Origin of the sequence: Duganella sp. CT11-25 (assembly GCF_047302815.1) — a bacterium.
Classification (GTDB): Bacteria; Pseudomonadota; Gammaproteobacteria; order Burkholderiales; family Burkholderiaceae_D; genus Rugamonas.
The window spans coordinates 5488575-5506573 of the sequence record NZ_JBKBFD010000001.1; the positions used below are offsets into that span (position 1 = coordinate 5488575).

The 17999-nt window shown below is 65.0% G+C and carries 15 protein-coding genes; 8 read left to right on the top strand and 7 right to left on the bottom strand.

Annotated features, from left to right (window positions below; translation table 11 throughout):
- The first annotated feature begins 14 nt into the window (after positions 1–14).
- Positions 15–2315 carry a UvrD-helicase domain-containing protein gene (locus ACEN9F_RS23700; RefSeq protein WP_413423911.1) on the top strand — a complete coding sequence of 767 codons (2301 nt, stop codon included), beginning with the start codon at positions 15–17 and terminating at the stop codon, positions 2313–2315.
- Between the two features lie 3 nt (positions 2316–2318).
- Here the strand turns inward: ACEN9F_RS23700 and ACEN9F_RS23705 are convergent, their stop codons facing one another.
- The 3 genes from ACEN9F_RS23705 to ACEN9F_RS23715 all read right to left on the bottom strand — a co-directional run bounded on the left by ACEN9F_RS23705 (position 2319) and on the right by ACEN9F_RS23715 (position 4546).
- Positions 2319–3104: a BPSS1780 family membrane protein gene (locus ACEN9F_RS23705; protein WP_413423913.1), complete on the bottom strand. Its 786-nt coding sequence runs from the start codon at positions 3102–3104 to the stop codon at positions 2319–2321.
- Complete coding sequence (locus tag ACEN9F_RS23710; RefSeq protein ID WP_413423915.1) at positions 3104–4060, bottom strand: homoserine kinase; 957 nt, start codon at positions 4058–4060, stop codon at positions 3104–3106. The genes ACEN9F_RS23705 and ACEN9F_RS23710 overlap by 1 nt, the downstream gene beginning before the upstream one ends.
- Before the next feature lie 81 nt (positions 4061–4141).
- On the bottom strand, positions 4142–4546 hold the full coding sequence (locus ACEN9F_RS23715; protein WP_413423917.1) for a hypothetical protein: 405 nt from the start codon (positions 4544–4546) through the stop codon (positions 4142–4144).
- Between the two features lie 232 nt (positions 4547–4778).
- On the opposite strand from ACEN9F_RS23715, the gene polA reads away from it, so the two are divergent.
- The 3 genes from polA (at position 4779) to ACEN9F_RS23730 (ending at position 9378) form a co-directional block, all read left to right on the top strand.
- Positions 4779–7541 carry a DNA polymerase I gene (gene polA, locus ACEN9F_RS23720; protein ID WP_413423919.1) on the top strand — a complete coding sequence of 921 codons (2763 nt, stop codon included), beginning with the start codon at positions 4779–4781 and terminating at the stop codon, positions 7539–7541.
- A gap of 79 nt (positions 7542–7620) precedes the next feature.
- The gene (locus tag ACEN9F_RS23725) at positions 7621–8505 is read left to right on the top strand and encodes a dienelactone hydrolase family protein (protein WP_413423921.1); all 885 of its coding nucleotides are present in this window, start codon (positions 7621–7623) and stop codon (positions 8503–8505) included.
- 114 nt (positions 8506–8619) lie between these two features.
- Complete coding sequence (locus tag ACEN9F_RS23730; protein ID WP_413427161.1) at positions 8620–9378, top strand: ZIP family metal transporter; 759 nt, start codon at positions 8620–8622, stop codon at positions 9376–9378.
- A 69-nt stretch (positions 9379–9447) separates the two neighbouring features.
- On the opposite strand, the gene ACEN9F_RS23735 is transcribed toward ACEN9F_RS23730, so the two are convergent.
- The 3 genes from ACEN9F_RS23735 to ACEN9F_RS23745 are packed head-to-tail and all read right to left on the bottom strand — an operon-like array spanning position 9448 to position 12347.
- Entirely contained in the window at positions 9448–10296 is an 849-nt protein-coding gene (locus ACEN9F_RS23735) for a sulfurtransferase (protein WP_413423923.1), read from the bottom strand.
- 11 nt (positions 10297–10307) lie between these two features.
- Complete coding sequence (locus ACEN9F_RS23740) at positions 10308–11231, bottom strand: DMT family transporter (protein WP_413423925.1); 924 nt, start codon at positions 11229–11231, stop codon at positions 10308–10310.
- A gap of 15 nt (positions 11232–11246) precedes the next feature.
- A complete protein-coding gene (locus ACEN9F_RS23745; protein ID WP_413423927.1) occupies positions 11247–12347 on the bottom strand; it encodes an aromatic ring-hydroxylating oxygenase subunit alpha in 1101 nt (366 codons plus the stop codon).
- 332 nt (positions 12348–12679) lie between these two features.
- On the opposite strand from ACEN9F_RS23745, the gene ACEN9F_RS23750 reads away from it, so the two are divergent.
- From ACEN9F_RS23750 to dxs, 3 genes are read left to right on the top strand one after another with little or no spacing between them, the layout of a single operon-like run.
- Entirely contained in the window at positions 12680–12937 is a 258-nt protein-coding gene (locus ACEN9F_RS23750; protein WP_413423929.1) for an exodeoxyribonuclease VII small subunit, read from the top strand.
- Positions 12934–13824, top strand: a complete 891-nt coding sequence (locus ACEN9F_RS23755; protein ID WP_413423931.1) for a polyprenyl synthetase family protein — start codon at positions 12934–12936, stop codon at positions 13822–13824. The genes ACEN9F_RS23750 and ACEN9F_RS23755 overlap by 4 nt, the downstream gene beginning before the upstream one ends.
- Positions 13825–15699 carry a 1-deoxy-D-xylulose-5-phosphate synthase gene (dxs, locus tag ACEN9F_RS23760; protein ID WP_413423933.1) on the top strand — a complete coding sequence of 625 codons (1875 nt, stop codon included), beginning with the start codon at positions 13825–13827 and terminating at the stop codon, positions 15697–15699.
- On the opposite strand, the gene ACEN9F_RS23765 is transcribed toward dxs, so the two are convergent.
- Positions 15686–16948, bottom strand: coding sequence for an SGNH/GDSL hydrolase family protein (locus ACEN9F_RS23765; protein ID WP_413423935.1), 1263 nt, complete (start codon positions 16946–16948; stop codon positions 15686–15688). The genes dxs and ACEN9F_RS23765 overlap by 14 nt on opposite strands.
- Before the next feature lie 105 nt (positions 16949–17053).
- Between ACEN9F_RS23765 and ACEN9F_RS23770 the strand changes: the two genes are divergently transcribed.
- Complete coding sequence (locus ACEN9F_RS23770) at positions 17054–17965, top strand: LysR substrate-binding domain-containing protein (protein WP_413423937.1); 912 nt, start codon at positions 17054–17056, stop codon at positions 17963–17965.
- The last annotated feature ends 34 nt before the right edge of the window (positions 17966–17999 follow it).

Here is a 17999-nt window from a genome sequence, read left to right on the forward strand (position 1 = left end):
GGTATAATCACGGGATGCAAAATCTTCTTCATAACCTCAACGACGAACAACTCGCTGCCGTGACCCTGCCGGCCCAGAGCGCCCTGATTCTCGCAGGCGCCGGCTCCGGCAAAACCCGCGTACTGACTACCCGTATCGCCTGGCTGATCCAGACCGGCCAGGTGTCGCCGTCCGGCATCCTGGCGGTGACCTTTACCAACAAGGCGGCGAAGGAAATGCTGACGCGTTTGTCGGCGATGTTGCCGATCAATACGCGCGGCATGTGGATCGGCACGTTCCACGGCCTGTGCAACCGCTTGCTGCGCACCCACCATCGCGACGCGGCGCTGCCGCAGACGTTCCAGATCCTCGATTCGCAAGACCAGCTGTCGGCGATCAAGCGGCTGCTGAAGGCGAACAACGTCGACGACGAGAAGTTTCCGCCGAAAGAGGTGATGTACTTCATCAACGGCGCCAAGGACCAGGGCCTGCGCGCCGACAAGATCGAGCCCTACAACGCCGACGAGCGCAAGAAGTGCGAGCTGTACCAGATGTACGACGATCAATGCCAGCGCGAAGGCGTGGTGGATTTCGCCGAGCTGCTGCTGCGCACCTATGAACTGCTGAGCCGCAACCAGCCGCTGCGCGAACATTACCAGCAGCGCTTCCAGCACATCCTGGTCGACGAGTTCCAGGATACCAATGACCTGCAATACAAGTGGCTGAAGCTGCTGGCCGGCCACGGCGAACGCGGCGGCGGCGTGCTGTTCGCGGTCGGCGACGACGACCAGAGCATCTACGCCTTCCGCGGCGCCAACGTCGGCAACATGAGCGCCTTCGAGCGCGAGTTCAATGTCAAGAACCTGATCAAGCTGGAGCAGAACTACCGCTCGCACGGCCACATCCTGGACGCCGCCAACGTGCTGATCGCCAACAACAGCAAGCGCCTGGGCAAGAACCTGCGCACCGACGCCGGTCACGGCGAACCGGTGCGCGTGTACGAGGCCAGTTCCGACCTGGCCGAGGCGCAGTGGATCATCGAGGAGACCAAGAACCTGATCGCCGACGGCGCCGCCCGCAGCGAGATCGCGGTACTGTACCGTTCCAACGCGCAGTCGCGCGTGATCGAGCATGCGCTGTTCTCGGCCGGCATTCCGTACCACGTGTACGGCGGCCTGCGCTACTTCCAGCGCGCCGAGGTCAAGCACGCGATCGCCTATTTGCAGCTGATGGACAATCCGCACAACGATTCGGCCTTCCTGCGCGTGGTGAATTTCCCGACGCGCGGCATCGGCCTGCGCTCGATCGAGGCGCTGCAGGCGGCCGCCGACCAGCACCGCATTTCGCTGTACGCCTCCGTGCCGTATGTGGCGGGCAAAGCCGGTTCCTCGCTGGGCGGCTTCGTCAAGCTGGTCGAAGGCGCGCGCTTTGAAACGCAGCAGATGGCCTTGCCGGAGCTGGTGCGCGTGGTGCTGGAGGCCAGCGGCCTGCTGGCCCACTACCAAACCGAGAAAGAAGGCGCCGACCGCATCGAGAACCTGGAGCAGATGGTCAGCGCGGCCACCCAGTTCGTGTCGGAAGAAGGCTTCGGCCAGGGCGCGCCCGCGCATCTGGGGCCGCAGTCGCAGGCGCAGTCCGGCGTACCGGTCGTCAACGAGGACGGCTTCGAGATCATCGACGCCGATGCGCCGCTGGCCACCGTGATGTCGCCGCTGTCGGCCTTCCTGTCGCACGCTTCGCTGGAAGCGGGCGACAACCAGGCCACCGCCGGCCAGCAGGCGGTGCAGATGATGACGGTGCACTCGGCCAAGGGGCTGGAGTTCAACAACGTCTTCATCACCGGCCTGGAAGAGGGCTTGTTCCCGCACGAGAGCAGCTCGCGCGAGCACGACGGCGTGGAGGAGGAGCGCCGCCTGATGTACGTGGCGATCACGCGCGCGCGCCAGCGCCTGTACATGTGCTTCGCGCAGACCCGCATGCTGCACGGCCAGACCCGCTACAACATGAAGTCGCGCTTCTTCGATGAATTGCCGGAGGAGTCGCTGAAGTGGCTGTCGCCGAAGGTGCAGTCGCACTGGTCGGGCAACAAGAAGTCGGCCTGGGATCAGGCGCCGCTGGTCGGCTCCGACAACGCGATCGCGCAGAAGATCGCGCAAAAGGCGCCGGGCGCCGGCTGGCGCATCGGCGAGTCGGTCGCGCACGGCAAGTTCGGCGAGGGCGTGATTGTGAATATCGAGGGCAGCGGCAGCAACGCGCGCGCCCAGATCAATTTCGGCAGCGCCGGCATGAAGGTGCTGGACCTGAGCATCGCCAAGCTCGAGCGGCTGGGCCGCTAGCGCTTATTGCGGCTTGTTGAGATCGACCGCCGCAGGCGCAGCCGTCTGCGGCGGGCCGAAGAGCTGGCAGTAGGCGGCGTACAGCGTGCAATGCACCAGCACCAGCGTGATCAGGAACAGCGTGAAGATGGCCGCGATGCCGATTTGCGAGACGCCCAGGATCAGCACGATGATCTGGACGCCGATGAAATACAGCACGTGCTGGATCAGCAGCGCGCTGACAAACGCCTTGATCGCGCGCAGCACGGCGACGACGCTGAAGAACACCGCTTTGTTCAGCGCCATCTTCTGCCAAAAAATCAGCGGCGCCGCCATGGATGTCAGCATCCAGCCCGCCGTGTAGATCGCCGACCCGGTCAGCACGCCGCCGAGCAGGCCCTCGACGTTCTCCGGCTTGACCGCGCCCGGCGTTTGCGCCTCCCGCACGACGTCCAGGGCGTCGCCCGCCATCGCATAGATCACCAGCATCGCCAGCGCCATCAGCAGGAAATTCAATGCGCCAAGGCCCAGCAGCTGCTTGCGCATGGGTTTTTGAAAACCGGCCAGCAGCAGGTTGGGCAGCGCGCGCCGGCCCTGGTCGATTTCCGCGCAACCTTGCAGCAGGGCGATCGAGAACAGCGGCATCAGCACGCACCACAGGATCTGGCCCAGCACCGGCACCAGCAATACGAACATCGAGGCGAACATGCAGGCGAAGAACAGCGCCATCAGCGCGCCCGGCTGTTTGCGGAACAGCATCCAGCCCTGCTTGATCCAGTGCCAGCCTGCGCGTGCGGGAAGCTTATCCATCAGAACAGCTCCGGCGCCGGCGTGGCGATGCGCTCGCGCAGGATGCGCTCGAAGTGGGTCGGATCGTGCGGCGTCAGCATCTCGGCTGCGCGCGGCAGATAGAAATCGTACAGGCGCGACAGCCAGAAGCGCAGCGCGCCGGCGCGCAGCATCGGCTGCCATGCGGTCTGCTCGGCTTGCGTGAACGGCCGCACGGCGTGGTAGGCATCCAGCATGGCGCGCACGCGGGCCGTGTCCAGCACGCCGGTGTCGAGGTCGATGCACCAGTCGTTGACGGTGACGGCGACGTCGAACAGCCAAGTGTCGCAGCCGGCGAAGTAAAAATCGAAGAAGCCGGTCAGGCGCTCGCCGTCGAACATCACGTTGTTGCGGAACAGGTCGGCATGCACCGGGCCGGCTTGCAGCTGCTTGTAGGTGTCGCAACCGGCAAACGCTTCCTGGAAATGCATCTCCGCCTTCAGCAGGTGGGCCTTGTCGTCAGAAAGGAAGGGCAGCACTTGCGGCGTGGTTTCGTTCCACCAGTCCAGGCCGCGCAGGTTGGGCTGCACCAGCGCGTAGTCTTGCCCCGCCAGATGCATGCGCGCCAGCATGGCGCCCACTTCGGCGCAATGCACCGGCCGCGGCGCCATCTGCGAACTGCCGTTCAGCTTGCTGACGATGGCGGCCGGCTTGCCGTGCAGGGCGACGATCAGTTCGCCCTGGTCGTTGGCGACCGGCGCCGGCACCAGCACGCCGCGGTCGGCGAGATGGCGCATCAGGTTGAGATAAAACGGCAACTGCTCGAAGGACAGGTTCTCGAAGATCGTCAGCACGAACTCGCCGCGTTCGGTCGTCAGGAAGAAGTTGCTGTTCTCGATGCCGGAGCTGATGCCTTTGAGCGCCAGCGCTTGGCCGAGGGGAAATTGCTTGATCCACTGGGTGACATCGTCCAGGGTGACCGGGGTAAACACTGCCATGTGAAAACTTGATGGGTTCGGTGAACCGGCGCCGCCTTCAGGCGCGCGCCGTGGGGGCCTGCCACGGGGCAGGCATGCTTGTTATTTAACGGCGGGCGGCGCGGTGTTGTCCGGCGAACCGTCTTCTTCCTTGGTGGTTTTCTTTTTCTTGCCGATGTCGAATTCCATCACCGTCCATTGCGGGCCGCGGTTGTTGCCGCTCATGGCGTCGCCGGGCACGGAGGTGCCGACCGGGCGATTGGGCTTCAGGGTGTAGGTGCTTGGACCGCTTTTGACGGTCGCTTCGGTGACGTTGCCGCTGTTGTCACGTTTTTCCGTGATTTTGCTTTCCTGCGTAGGCTTGGCCGTGACGGTGATCGGATCGTCGGCGATTTCTTCTATCTTTTCCAGTTTTGGCGGGGCCTGGCTCGGGGTCGACTGCGCAAACGCGGTGTGGGCGGAAAGCGTCAGGAGGAGGGCTGGCCAGAGAGTGGAAATACGCGTCATGATGGATCGCCTTAGCAGGTAAGTAACCGTAGAATTTTTATGTATGATCCATTGTAACAAACAGACACGCTTCGCTGTTTTTAAAAGACCGTTTCCCAACAGTGAATATCGATTGTTGCCATTCTGGAAATGCGGCCATGGCGGGCGGACGCGGGGCCAAAACCTGCGATAATGCGCCATTCGTGGCAATGCCGACATTGTTATCGGCGCACCTCACCCTTATCTAGTTCCTATGCAAAATACCCTGTTGTTAGTAGACGGCTCCAGCTACCTGTACCGCGCCTTCCACGCACTGCCCGACCTGCGCAGCCCGGACGGCCATCCGACCGGCGCCATGCACGGCATGGTCAATATGTTGCGCCGCCTGCGCGCGGATTACCCGGCCGCCTACATCGCCTGCGTGTTCGACGCCAAGGGCAAGACTTTCCGCGATGATATGTATCCCGAATACAAGGCCACCCGCGCCTCGATGCCGGACGACCTGCGCCTGCAGATCGAGCCGATCCACGAAGCGGTCAAGGCGATGGGCTGGCCCATCCTGATGGTCGACGGCGTCGAGGCCGACGACGTCATCGGCACGCTGTCGCTCGACGCGGCCAAGGCCGGCATGAACGTGGTGGTCTCGACCGGCGACAAGGACCTGGCGCAGCTGGTCAATCCGCAGGTCATGCTGATCAACACCATGACCAACGAAAAAATGGACGAGGCCGGCGTGCTGGCCAAGTTCGGCGTGCCGCCCAACCGCATCATCGATTACCTGACCCTGATCGGCGACACCGTCGACAATGTGCCGGGCGTGTCCAAGTGCGGCCCGAAGACGGCGCTCAAATGGCTGACCCAGTACGACTCGCTGGACGGCGTGATCGCCAACGCGGACAAGATCACCGGCGCGGTCGGCGAGAACCTGCGCAGCGCGCTGGAATGGCTGCCGAAAGGCCGCGAGCTGATCACCGTCAAGCTGGACTGCGACCTGACGGGCCACATGGTGTCGATCGGCGAATCGCTGGTCGCGCGCGGCGAGGACAAGGACACGCTGCTGGCCTTCTTCGGCAAGTACGGCTTCAAGACGCTGCTGCGCGAGCTGGGCACGCCGCAGGCGCCGGTGGCGGCCAAGGCCGCCGTTGCCGAGCCTGCCGCCGGCGGGGCGGTCTCCGCCAACGGCGATCTGTTCGGCGAACCGGCCAAGCTCAGCACCCACTATGAAACCGTGCTCACCGACGCGCAGCTGGACAAGTGGCTCGCGCTGATCGATGCGGCCTCGCTGACCGCCGTCGATACCGAAACGACCTCGCTGGAGCCGATGACGGCGCAGATGGTCGGCCTCTCGCTGTCGGTCGAGCCGGGCGTGGCCTGCTACATCCCGGTGGCCCACTCGTACCAGGGCGCGCCGCAGCAGCTGGAGCGCGAGCACGTGCTGGCCAGGCTGAAGCCGTGGCTGGAAGACGCGGCCAAGCTCAAGGTCGGCCAGAACCTCAAGTACGACAGCCACATCTTCGCCAACCACGGCGTCAGCCTGCAGGGCATCCACCACGACACGCTGCTGGAATCGTATGTGTTTGAATCGCACCGTCCGCACGACATGGACAGCCTGGCGCTGCGCCACCTGAACCACACGACCATCCCGTTCGTCGACGTCTGCGGCAAGGGCGCCAGCATGATCACCTTCGACAAGGTGGAAATCGGCCGCGCCACCGAGTACGCGGCGGAAGACGCCGACATCACGCTGCGCCTGCACCAGGCGATGATAGCCTCGGTCGAGAACGACGCCAAGCTGAGCTACATCTACCGCAACATCGAACTGCCGACCGCCGTGGTGCTGCAGAAGATCGAGCGCAACGGCGTGCGCATCGACGCCAATCTGCTGGAGATTCAGTCGGCCGAGCTGGGCGCGCGCATCGTCGAACTGGAAGCCAAGGCGCATGAACTGGCCGAGCAGCCGTTCAACCTCGGCTCGCCGAAGCAGATCGGCGAGATCTTCTTCGAGAAGCTGAAACTGCCGGTGGTGAAGAAGACCCCGAGCGGCGCGCCGTCCACCGACGAAGAGGTGCTGCAAAAGCTGGCCGAGGATTATCCGCTGCCGAAGGTGCTGCTGGAATACCGCAGCCTGTCCAAGCTGAAGTCGACCTACACCGACAAGCTGCCGAAGGGGATCAACCAGCAGACCGGCCGCGTGCACACCAACTATGCGCAGGCGGTGGCGGTGACGGGGCGCCTGGCGTCCAACGATCCCAACCTGCAGAACATCCCGATCCGCACCAAGGAGGGCCGCCGCATCCGCGAGGCGTTCATCGCGCCGCCGGGCAGCCACATCGTCTCGGCCGACTATTCGCAGATCGAACTGCGCATCATGGCCCACATCTCGGAAGACGAGAACATGCTGCGCGCGTTTGCCGAAGGCGTCGACATTCACCGCGCCACCGCCGCCGAGATCTTCGGCGTGGGACCGGAAGAGGTCAGCAGCGAGCAGCGCCGCTACGCCAAGGTGATCAACTTCGGCCTGATCTACGGCATGAGCGCCTTCGGCCTGGCCGGCAACCTGGGCATCGAGCGCGGCGCGGCGCAAAGCTATATCGACCGCTACTTCGCGCGCTTCTCGGGCGTCAAGCAGTACATGGACGACACCCGCCTGCAGGCCAAGGCGCGCGGCTATGTGGAGACGGTGTTCGGCCGCCGCCTGTGGCTGCCGGAGATCAATTCGCCGAACGGCCCGCGCCGCCAGGGCGCCGAGCGCGCGGCGATCAACGCGCCGATGCAGGGCACGGCGGCCGACCTGATCAAGCTGGCGATGGTGGCGGTGCAGGGCTGGCTGGAGAGGGACCAGCTGCAAACCAGGATGATCATGCAGGTGCACGACGAACTGGTGCTGGAGGTGCCGGACGCCGAGCTGGAGCTGGTCAAGCAAAAGCTGCCGGAGTTGATGGCGGGCGTGGCGCAGTTGAAGGTGCCGCTGACGGCGGAGGTGGGCGTCGGCAAAAACTGGGACGAGGCGCATTGAGCATGTGCTGCCGCAAACATTAACCTCCGTCGCTCCCGCGCACGCGGGAATGACGGTTTTCCACTATCGGAGGAAGCGCATGGATGATTTGAAACGGGATGCGGAGAGTTTGCTGGCTAAAACGTCGCTGTCGGACGGTATCGACCGCCGCGACTTCCTCAAGGTGGCGCTGGGCACCGGCTTTGCCGCCGCCGTGACGCCGGTGGCGGCGCAGAACGTGATCAAGACCGACAGCGCCGGCCTGACCGCCGGCACCATCACGGTCACCGTCGACGGCCAGGCCGTGCCGGTGTACCGCGCGCAGCCGGAAGGCAAGAGCAACCTGCCGGTGGTGCTGGTGATTTCCGAAATCTTCGGCGTGCACGAGCACATCGCCGACGTCGCCCGCCGCTTCGCCAAGCTGGGCTACCTGGCGCTGGCGCCGGACCTGTTCGTGCGCCAGGGCGACCCGACCAAGGTGGCCTCGATCGCCGAGCTGCAGAAGGGCATCATCGCCAACACGCCGGATGCGCAGGTGATGACCGACCTCGACGCCGTGGTGGCCTGGGCCAAGGCCAACGGCGGCAACCCGGACAAGATCGCCATCACCGGCTTCTGCTGGGGCGGCCGCATCACCTGGCTGTACTCGGCGCACAATCCGTCCATCAAGGCCGGCGTGGCTTGGTACGGCCGCCTGATCGGGGAGACCAACGCCAACTTTCCCAGGCACCCGGTCGATATCGCTGGCGCTTTGACGGTGCCGGTGCTCGGCCTGTACGGCTTGAAGGATACCGGCATCACCCAGGAATCGATCACCATCATGAAGGCGGCGCTGGCCAAGGGGCCGAACAAGTCGACTTTCGTGATTTATCCGAACTCCGGCCACGCCTTCCACGCCGACTACCGCGCCAGCTACGTGGAGGCGGACGCCAAGGACGGCTGGGGCCGTTTACTGGCGTGGTTCAAGCAAAACGGCGTCTCTTGACCTGGTTTTAGCCAAAAATGAGCAAGAATGCAGGCTGGGCGGTAAAATAACGCCCCCGGCCTGCGCAGCGGCACGGCTCCAGGTACAAGAGGCTATAACATCGATCCCATACTCATCTCCATATTACTGGCGACCACACTTGCCGGCGTAGTCAGCATCACGGCTGCCGCGGTGTTCTCGTTTACGCTGCTGTCCAAGGTCGTGGAGCGCATGGTCAGCCTGTCGGTCGGCATCATGCTCTCGACGTCGCTGCTGCATGCCTTGCCCGAGGCGTTCGAATCGACGGCCAGCGCGCGCAGCCTGTTCGCGACCTTGCTGGCGGGATTGCTGGCCTTCTTCCTGCTTGAAAAATTGGCCATCTTGCGCCATTCGCATCACCACGAGGGCGACGGCCACCATCACCATCACGGCCACGACAAGCACGAGGCGGGCAAGGCCGGCTGGATGATCCTGGTCGGCGACGGCATGCACAACTTCACCGACGGCATCCTGATCGCGGCCGCCTTCCTGGCCAACCCGGAGCTGGGCCTGGTGACGGGCCTGGCCATCATCGCGCACGAGATCCCGCAGGAGATCGGCGACTTCATCGTGCTGCTGAACGCCGGCTTCTCGCGCACGCGGGCCTATGTCTACAATCTGCTGTGCAGTTTGCTGGCGATCGCCGGCGGCCTGCTGGGCTACTACACGCTGGACCGCGCCAGCAGCCTGATTCCGTATGTGCTGGTGTTTGCCTCGTCGGGCTTCATCTACATCGCCGTCAGCGACCTGATGCCGCAAATGCAGCGCCGCGCCACGCTACGCGAAACCATCCCGCAAGTGCTGCTGGTCGCCGCCGGCGTCGCCATCGTCCTGTTCCTCACGCACGGCCACTGAGCCTTGTGACGTTCAACCCGGCTGCGGATCTGTGCCGGTTACGCGCCGGGCGCGCCAGCGGCGCAAGTCTTAGTTGGTCGCCACAGGGCGTGCCGGGTCGGCGACCCATTCGCTCCACGAGCCGGGATACAGGGCGGCGCCGGGCAGGCCGGCGATTTCCAGGGCCAGCAGGTTGTGGCAGGCCGTGACGCCGGAGCCGCATTGCATGATGGCTTGCGGCGCGCTCTCGAACAGCGGCGCGAAGTCCGCCTTCAGCTGTTCGGCGCTCTTGAAGCGGCCTTCGGCCGTCAGGTTGTCCTTGAAGAAGCGGTTCCTGGCGCCCGGAATGTGGCCGCCGACCGGATCGATGGTTTCGTTCTCGCCGCGATAGCGGTCGGCCGCGCGGGCGTCGACCACGGTGCGCGCCTGCGTCGATAGGTTGGCCACCACATCGTCGGCCGACACGGTCTCCACCAGCGACGGATGCTCGACGATCACGCCCGGCGTGCGGCGTTCGGCGTGCGTCACCATGGCCAGCCCCTGCGCCTGCCAGGCCACCAGGCCGCCGTCCAGCACCGCCACCGCCGGATGACCGACCCAGCGCAGCAGCCACCACACGCGCGCCGCGAACATGCCGCCGTGCGCATCGTAGGCCACCACTTGCGTGTCATCGTCGATGCCCCAGCCGCGCAGGGTCTCGATCAGCGCCGCGCGTCCCGGCAGCGGGTGGCGGCCCTGGAACTTGCCATCCGGCCCGATCTTCGCGCCCGACAGGTCCGTATCGACATTGGCGAACTGCGCGCCGGCGATATGGCCGATGGCGAAACTGTCGCTGCCCGCGTTCGGGTTCATCAAATCATGGCGGCAATCGAGGATGACCCAGTTCGGATCTTCCAGGTGGCGGGACAGGGTGGCTGCATCGATCAGGGTGGTGTGCATGGTCGGGTTCCTTAAACTTCGCTGGCGATCGGATCGGTATTGGCAATGGCCTTACCGCGTTCGGTGTTGCGCGTATTGTAGAACGTTGCGGCGACGCCGGACGCCAGAATGATGCCGATGCCCGCCCAGCTGTGCCAGCTGAACACGTCGCCGAAGATAAACACGCCCCACACGCTGGAAAACACGATGCCGGTGTACTGCAGGTTGGCCACGACCAGCGTGTTGCCGAGGCGGTAGGCGCGCGTCATGGCGATCTGCGCGCTGGTGGCGCAGATGCCGATGCCGAGCAGCAGCAGGGCGCCGTGCGTGGTGTTGATCGGGTGCCAGACCGCGCCTTCGCTGCCGGCAAACACGTAGTTGCCGGCGATGCCGGCCACCAGGTTCATGACGGCGAAATAAAACACCACGCGGTTTTCCGGTTCGCCGGCCAGGCCCAGCTTGCGCACCTGCAGATAGGCCATGGCCGACAGCATGCTGGAAGACAGCGCGATCAGCGCCGGCGTCAGCAGGTTGGCGTGGAAGGCCGGTTGCAGCAGCAAGGTGACGCCGACAAAGCTCAGCGCCACCGCCGCCAGCAGCGGCCACTTGACCTGGTTCTTGGCGTGCCACCAGCCCATCGCGAACAGCCAGACGGCGATCCAGATCGGCGCCATGTAGTTGAGCGTCATGGCGGTGGCCAGCGGCAGTTTGCTGATCGAGTAGAACCACAGCCACAGCGACACCACGCCGACCACGCCGCGCCACAGGTGGGCGTAGGGCATGGTGGTGCGGAAGCTGCCGCCTTGCGCGCGGATCGCGATGCCCAGCACGAGGATGCCGACCACGCCGCGGTAGAAGACCAGTTCAGACGTTGTAAACTCTTCCGAGGCCAGCTTCACGCACACCCCCATGATGGCGAACATGAAACTGGCGAACAACATCCAAAGTGATTGCATTCCGTACCTTCAAGGTTATATCGCGATATTGGCTCTATACCATTCATGGAAGTGCTGCATGCCGTCTTCCATCGGCGATTGGTAAGGGCCGGCGTCGCTGGTGCCGCGCTGCATCAGCACCTTGCGGCCGGCGTCCATGCGCAGGGCGATCTCGTCGTCCTCGGCGCAGGTTTCCATGTAGGCCGCGCGCTCCGCCTCGATGAACTCGCGCTCGAACAGCACGATCTCCTCGGGGTAGTAGAACTCGACCACGTTCCTGGTGCGCTGCGGACCGTCCGGCCACAGGGTCGAGACGATCAGCACATGCGGATACCACTCGACCATGATGTTCGGATACAGCGTCAGCCAGATCGCGCCATACGGCGGCGGCTCGCCGCCGCGGAACTTGAGCACCTGTTCCTGCCAGCGCCGGTAGATCTCGGAGCCCGACTTGAGCAAGCCCTTGTTGACGCCCACCGTCTGCACGCTGTAATCGCGGCCGAATTCCCAGCGCAGGTCGTCGCAGCTGACAAAGCCGCCCAGGCCCGGGTGGAAGGGCTCGACGTGGTAGTCCTCCAGGTAGACTTCGATGAAAGTCTTCCAGTTGTAGTTGCAGGTCTGCACCACGGCGTGGTCGAACATATAGCCGGAGAAGTCCAGGTCCTTCGTGACGGACAGCTTGTTCAACGATTCCATGACGTCGTAGCCGTTTTGCTCGAACAGCAGGCCGTTCCAGCTTTGCAGCCGGGTCTTCGGCAGGTTCAGGCACGGCGTCTCGGGGAAGTGCGGCGCGCCGATCAACTCGCCCTTGAGATCGTAGGTCCAGCGGTGCAGCGGGCAGACGATGTTGTTGGCGTTGCCGCGGCCGTTGAACATCAGGGCCTGGCGATGACGGCAAACATTGGACAGCAGTTCGAGGCCGTTGGCGTTGCGCACCAGCATGCGCCCTTCGTTTTCGGAAACGAGGGTCGCAAAGTCGCCGGCGTTCGGCACCATCAGCTCATGGCCGACGTAACGCGGGCCTGCCTGGAATAATTGCTGCATTTCGCGCTGCAGTAGCGCTTCGTCGAAATAGACGTTGACCGGAAGTTGCGCGTGTGGACGCGCCAGCTTGGCGTGGGTACCCAGATCGGACATCCAAACCCCCCTTAATATAGACATCAAACCAAGAAGAGACAGAATCCGTAAAGACCCGCATTCGAATGCGTTGAGGTGGTATTTAGGACAGAACCGGAGATTATACCGGGTTTTACCCTCCGCCGACAGACCGCTGTGCTCGTTTTACGTGCAAAATATTGCAGAAATCGCATGCTTGCACTGGAAATGGGGACGATTGCGATAAAATCCATAGTCCGCACCCGCAGCCGGCTTGAATTGGCCGCTATAGTTCCACCGGATAAGGTGGTTTGTTCTAAAATATCGGACTACACTGCGCTGGCACGTGTTTTTGCCTTGAAACCTGAGTGACTATGTCTAAGAAATTAACTGCCGACGCGACCGCCGCCGCCCCCGTCTCGTTTGAAGAAGCGATGGCGGAGCTGGCGCAACTGGTGGCCCAAATGGAGGCGGGACAACTGCCGCTGGAAGCTTCGGTCGCCGCCTATGCGCGCGGCTCCGAGCTGGTGAAGTTCTGCGCCGCCCAGCTGGAAAAAGTGGAATCCCAGGTCAAGGTGCTGGAAGGCGACATGCTCAAGCCGTTCGCGGAGACCGGCGAGGCGCAGCAATGAGCGCCGCCTTCGACGACTGGATGAAGACCGTACAGGCCGGATCGGAAAACGATTTATCCGGTTTCCTGCCCGCGGCGACGGCGATCCCGGCCAAGCTGCACGCAGCGATGCGCTATGCGCTGCTGGGCGGCGGCAAGCGCGTGCGTCCGCTGCTGGTGTACGCGGCCGGCGCGCTGTTCGGCGCCGATGCGGCCACGCTGAGCCGCGCGGCGGCGGCGGTGGAAATGATCCACGCCTACTCGCTGGTGCACGACGACATGCCCTGCATGGACGACGACGAACTGCGCCGCGGCAAGCCGACGGTGCACGTGGCCTACGACGAGGCGACCGCGCTGCTGGTCGGCGACGCGCTGCAATCGCAGGCCTTCCTGGTGCTGTCCGAGGCCAGTACCGTGCCGGCGGCGCGCCAGGTGGCGATGCTGCGCCTGCTGGCCCATGCGTCCGGCTCGGCCGGCATGTGCGGCGGCCAGGCGATCGATCTCGATAGCGTCGGCGTCAGCCTGACGCTGGAGCAGCTGGAGCAGATGCATCAGCTGAAGACCGGTGCGCTGCTGCGCGCCTCGGTGGTCTTGGGTGCGCTGGCCGGCAAGGATCTGGACGACAATGAGCTGACCGCGCTGAATGTCTATGCGCGCGCCATCGGACTGGCGTTCCAGGTGGTGGACGATGTGCTGGATGCGACGGCCGATTCGGCGACGCTGGGCAAAACCGCCGGCAAGGACGCCGCCGACAACAAGCCGACCTATGTCTCGATACTGGGCCTGGAACCGTCGCGCGCGCTGGCGGAAAAATTGCGGCTCGACGCGCATGCAGCGCTCGCGCCGTTTGGAGATAAAGCTCTGCGGTTACGCGAACTCGCGGATTTGATCGTGCAGCGGAAGGCATAAATGAACTTGCTCGAAAAAATAGATTCCCCGGCCGATGTGCGCAAGCTGGCGCGCACCCAACTGACGCCGCTGGCGCATGAACTGCGCGCCTACCTGCTCGACTCCGTGTCGAAGACCGGCGGCCATTTGTCGTCCAACCTCGGCACGGTCGAGCTGACGGTGGCGCTGCACTACGTGTTCAACACGCCGCACGACCGCATCGTCTGGGACGTCGGCCACCAGACCTATTCGCACAAGATCCTGACCGGCCGCCGCGACCGCATGCACACGCTGCGTCAGCTGGACGGCATTTCCGGCTTCCCCAAGCGCGACGAAAGCGAATACGACACCTTCGGCACCGCGCACTCGTCGACGTCGATCTCGGCGGCGCTGGGCATGGCGCAGGCGGCCAAGATCAAGGGCGAGCACCGCCACGCCATCGCCGTCATCGGCGACGGCTCGATGACCGCCGGCATGGCGTTCGAAGCGCTGAACAACGCCGGCGTCCAGGAAGACCTGAACCTGCTGGTGATCCTGAACGACAACGATATGTCGATCTCGCCGCCGGTCGGCGCGCTGAACCGCTACCTGGCGCGCCTGATGTCGGGGCAGTTCTACGCCGCCGCCAAGAACGTCGGCAAGTCGATGCTGCCCGGCCCGGTGCTGGAACTGGCCAAGCGCCTGGAGGAGCATGCGAAGGGCATGGTGGTTCCGGCCACGATGTTCGAGGAATTCGGCTTCAACTACATCGGCCCGATCGACGGCCACGACCTGGAGTCGCTGATCCCGACGCTGCAGAACATCAAGCAGCTCAAGGGCCCGCAGTTCCTGCACGTGGTGACCAAGAAAGGCCAGGGCTACAAGCTGGCCGAGGCCGAGCCTATCCTGTACCACGGCACGCCGAAGTTCAATCCGGCCGAAGGCATCAAGCCGGCCGCCGCGCCGGGCAAGAAGACCTACACCGAAGTGTTCGGCGACTGGCTGTGCGACATGGCCGCCGCCGACAAGAAGCTGGTCGGCATCACGCCGGCCATGCGCGAAGGTTCGGGCATGGTGCGCTTCGAGCAGGAGTATCCTGACCGTTACTTCGACGTCGGCATCGCCGAGCAGCACGCGGTGACCTTCGGCGCCGGCCTGGCGTGCGAGAACCTCAAGCCTGTGGTGGCGATCTACTCGACCTTCCTGCAACGCGGCTACGATCAGCTGATCCACGACGTCGCGCTGCAAAACCTGGACGTGACGTTCGCGCTGGACCGCGCGGGCCTGGTCGGCGCCGACGGCGCCACCCACGCCGGCAACTACGATCTGGCTTACCTGCGCTGCATTCCGAACATGGTGGTCATGGCCGCCTCGGATGAAAACGAATGCCGCCAGATGCTGACCACCGGCTACCAGTACAAAGGTCCGGCGGCGATCCGCTATCCGCGCGGCGCCGGCATCGGCGCGGCGATCAGGCAGGAGCTGACCGCCATCGAGATCGGCAAGGGCGAGATCAAGCGCAAGGGCCAGAAGATCGCGATCCTGGCATTCGGCTCGATGGTCGCGCCATCGATGGCCGCCGGCGATACGCTGGATGCGACCGTGGCCAACATGCGCTTCGTGAAGCCGCTGGACGTGGAGCTGGTCAGGAAACTGGCCGCCGAACACGACTGCCTCGTGACGGTGGAAGAGGGCGCGGTCATGGGCGGCGCCGGTGCGGCCGTGGCCGAAGCGATGGCCGCCGAAGGCATCGTCAAGCCGCTGCTGATGATCGGCCTGCCGGACAAGTTCATCGACCATGGCGACCCGGCCAAGCTGCTGGCCAGCGTGGGCCTGGACGGTGCCGGCATCACCGCGTCGATCAAGAAGCGCTTCGGCGGTGAAGAGCCGCGCCTGGTCGTCGTCAATAAAGGCTGATGCCGCGGGCGATCGCTTCATAGCCGGCGTCGCCGGGATGCAGGTGGTCGCCGCTGTCGTAGCGCGGCAGCATGCGTGACGGGCGGGCCGGGTCGCGCAGCAGCGCGTCCAGATCCGCCATCTCGTCGAACTCCCCACTTTCCCTGATCCACCGGTTGACCTCCTGGCGCACCGCGTCCTTGGCGGGCGTGTAGTAGCCGTCGAACGGCGTGCCTTGCAGCGCGCCTTCAAACGGCAGCAGCGTGGCGCCGATGATGCGCACGCCGCGCGCATGCGCTTGCGCGATCAACTGCCGGTAGACGGCGATCATGCGCTCCGCCGTCATCGGCGCTTCCTGCGGCGCGAAGGCGGTTTGCGGCCAGCCGATATCGTTAATCCCCATCAGTACGATCGCCGTGTGCGCGCCGGGCTGGCCCAGCACGTCCTGCTCGAAGCGCGCGGCGGCGTTGACGCCCATGCGGTCGCCCAGCAGGCGCGCGCCGGAGATGCCGGCGTTGACGACGGCGACGCCGCCGGTGCGGCCTTCGCTGCTTGTGGCGCGGTGCGTGCTGAGTCGCGCCGCGAGGTAGTCGGGCCAGCGGCGGTCGCGGTCCGGCGTGGAGCCGTTGCCGTCGGTGATGGAGTCGCCGAATGCGACCACCGCGCGGGTGGGTGACGCCGCGTCGACCCAGATCCCCGCCAGCAGCGCGCGGCCCCGCAACGGCTGCGCGCCGCGCAGCGTGGCCGCGCCGGCGGCGTTGCCGGCCGCGATAAAGCCTGTCTGCTGCGCGCCCCAGTGGAAGGTCGTCAGCGGCGTCGCCTGCGGCAGGTAGACGCTGACGGCCAGTTTTTCCAGCGCGGCCACCGGCATCTCAACCGGATCGCTGATTGCCGGCGCGCCTGCGGGAACGACAACGCCACGCTTGCCGCCAAAGGTCAGCACCTGATCGGAGCCGGGAGCCACGCTGCCATCCGGCGTTGCCGCTGCGCTACCCTCGCGCGCCAGATGCGCCTCGCCGATAACCAAGGGTTGCACGCCGTAGCGGTTGGACAGCACGACACGCACGCGCCGCCCGCCGACGCTGATGCGCGCCGTCTCGCGCACGGTCTGCCGCGCCAGCGCGGCCGGCACGCCGGTCGGCAACGCAAAGTCTTCCGCCCGCCAGCTTGCGTGCGGGCTGGCCGACCAGCTGGCGACCCAGTTTTCGGCCGCATGCAGCGGCGCGGTGAATGCGGCTGCCAGCATGGCGGCGGCGACGAATTTTTTCATGATGCACTCCTTGGAAAAGTCAGGAGTCCACGATAGGCCATTCCAATGCGAAGCAGAAGACGTGAAAATTGACTATACTTTATTCAAATATGGAATAAGGTTGCCATGGATACCATCCGTTCACTGCGTTGTTTCGTCCGGGCCGTCGAGCTTGGCAGCTTGTCGGCCGTGGCGCGCGAGGAGGGCACCACCCAGCCCACCGTCAGCAAGCTGATGGCGGCGCTGGAGCGCGAACTGGGCGTGCGCCTGCTGGAGCGCAGCACCACCAGCCTGCAGCCGACGCCGCAAGGCAGCCGCTTTTACCAGCGCGCGCTGGGCGTGCTGGCCGAGTACCAGGAGGCCGTGGCCGACGCCCGCGGCCAGACCGACACGCCCGCCGGGTTGGTGCGGGTCAACGCGCCGTCGGCCTTCGGCCAGTTTCGGCTGAACGCGCTGCTGGCGCCTTTCCTGGAAAAATACCCGCAGGTCGATATCGAGCTGATACTCGACGACCGCATGGTCGACCTGGTCAAGGACGGCGTCGACATCGCCGTGCGGCAGGGACACGAGCTGCCGCCCGACGCGGTGGCAAGGCTGGCCGGCGTGTCGCCGCGCCAGCTGGTGGCGGCGCCCGGCTACCTGCGCGCGCACGGCATGCCGCAACAGCCGCAGGACCTGGCGCGCTTCGATTACATCCGCTTCGCCTGGCTGGCCGATGGCGATCTGCTTACCTTGCAGCGCGGCGAGCGGGTGGAGGCCATCCACACTCGCGGCCGCTACCGCGTCAACAACGCGCTGGCGATCCGCGAAAGCCTGGCGGCCGGCGGCGGCATCGGCCTGTGTCCGCTGTGGCTGGTGCAAGACCTGCTCGACAGTGGGGCGCTGGCGCGCGTGCTGCCGGAATGGCAAGGGCAGCCTCAGCCGTTGCACCTGCTGTCGCCGTCGCGCCGCTACCAGCCGCTGCGCGCGCGCCTGCTGCTTGACCATCTGGCAACGGAAATCGCCCGCCTTCCCGGATACGCAACAACCTTGATCTAAATCCTTGCCTCTCGCGAAGCTTGGCGTATATTGA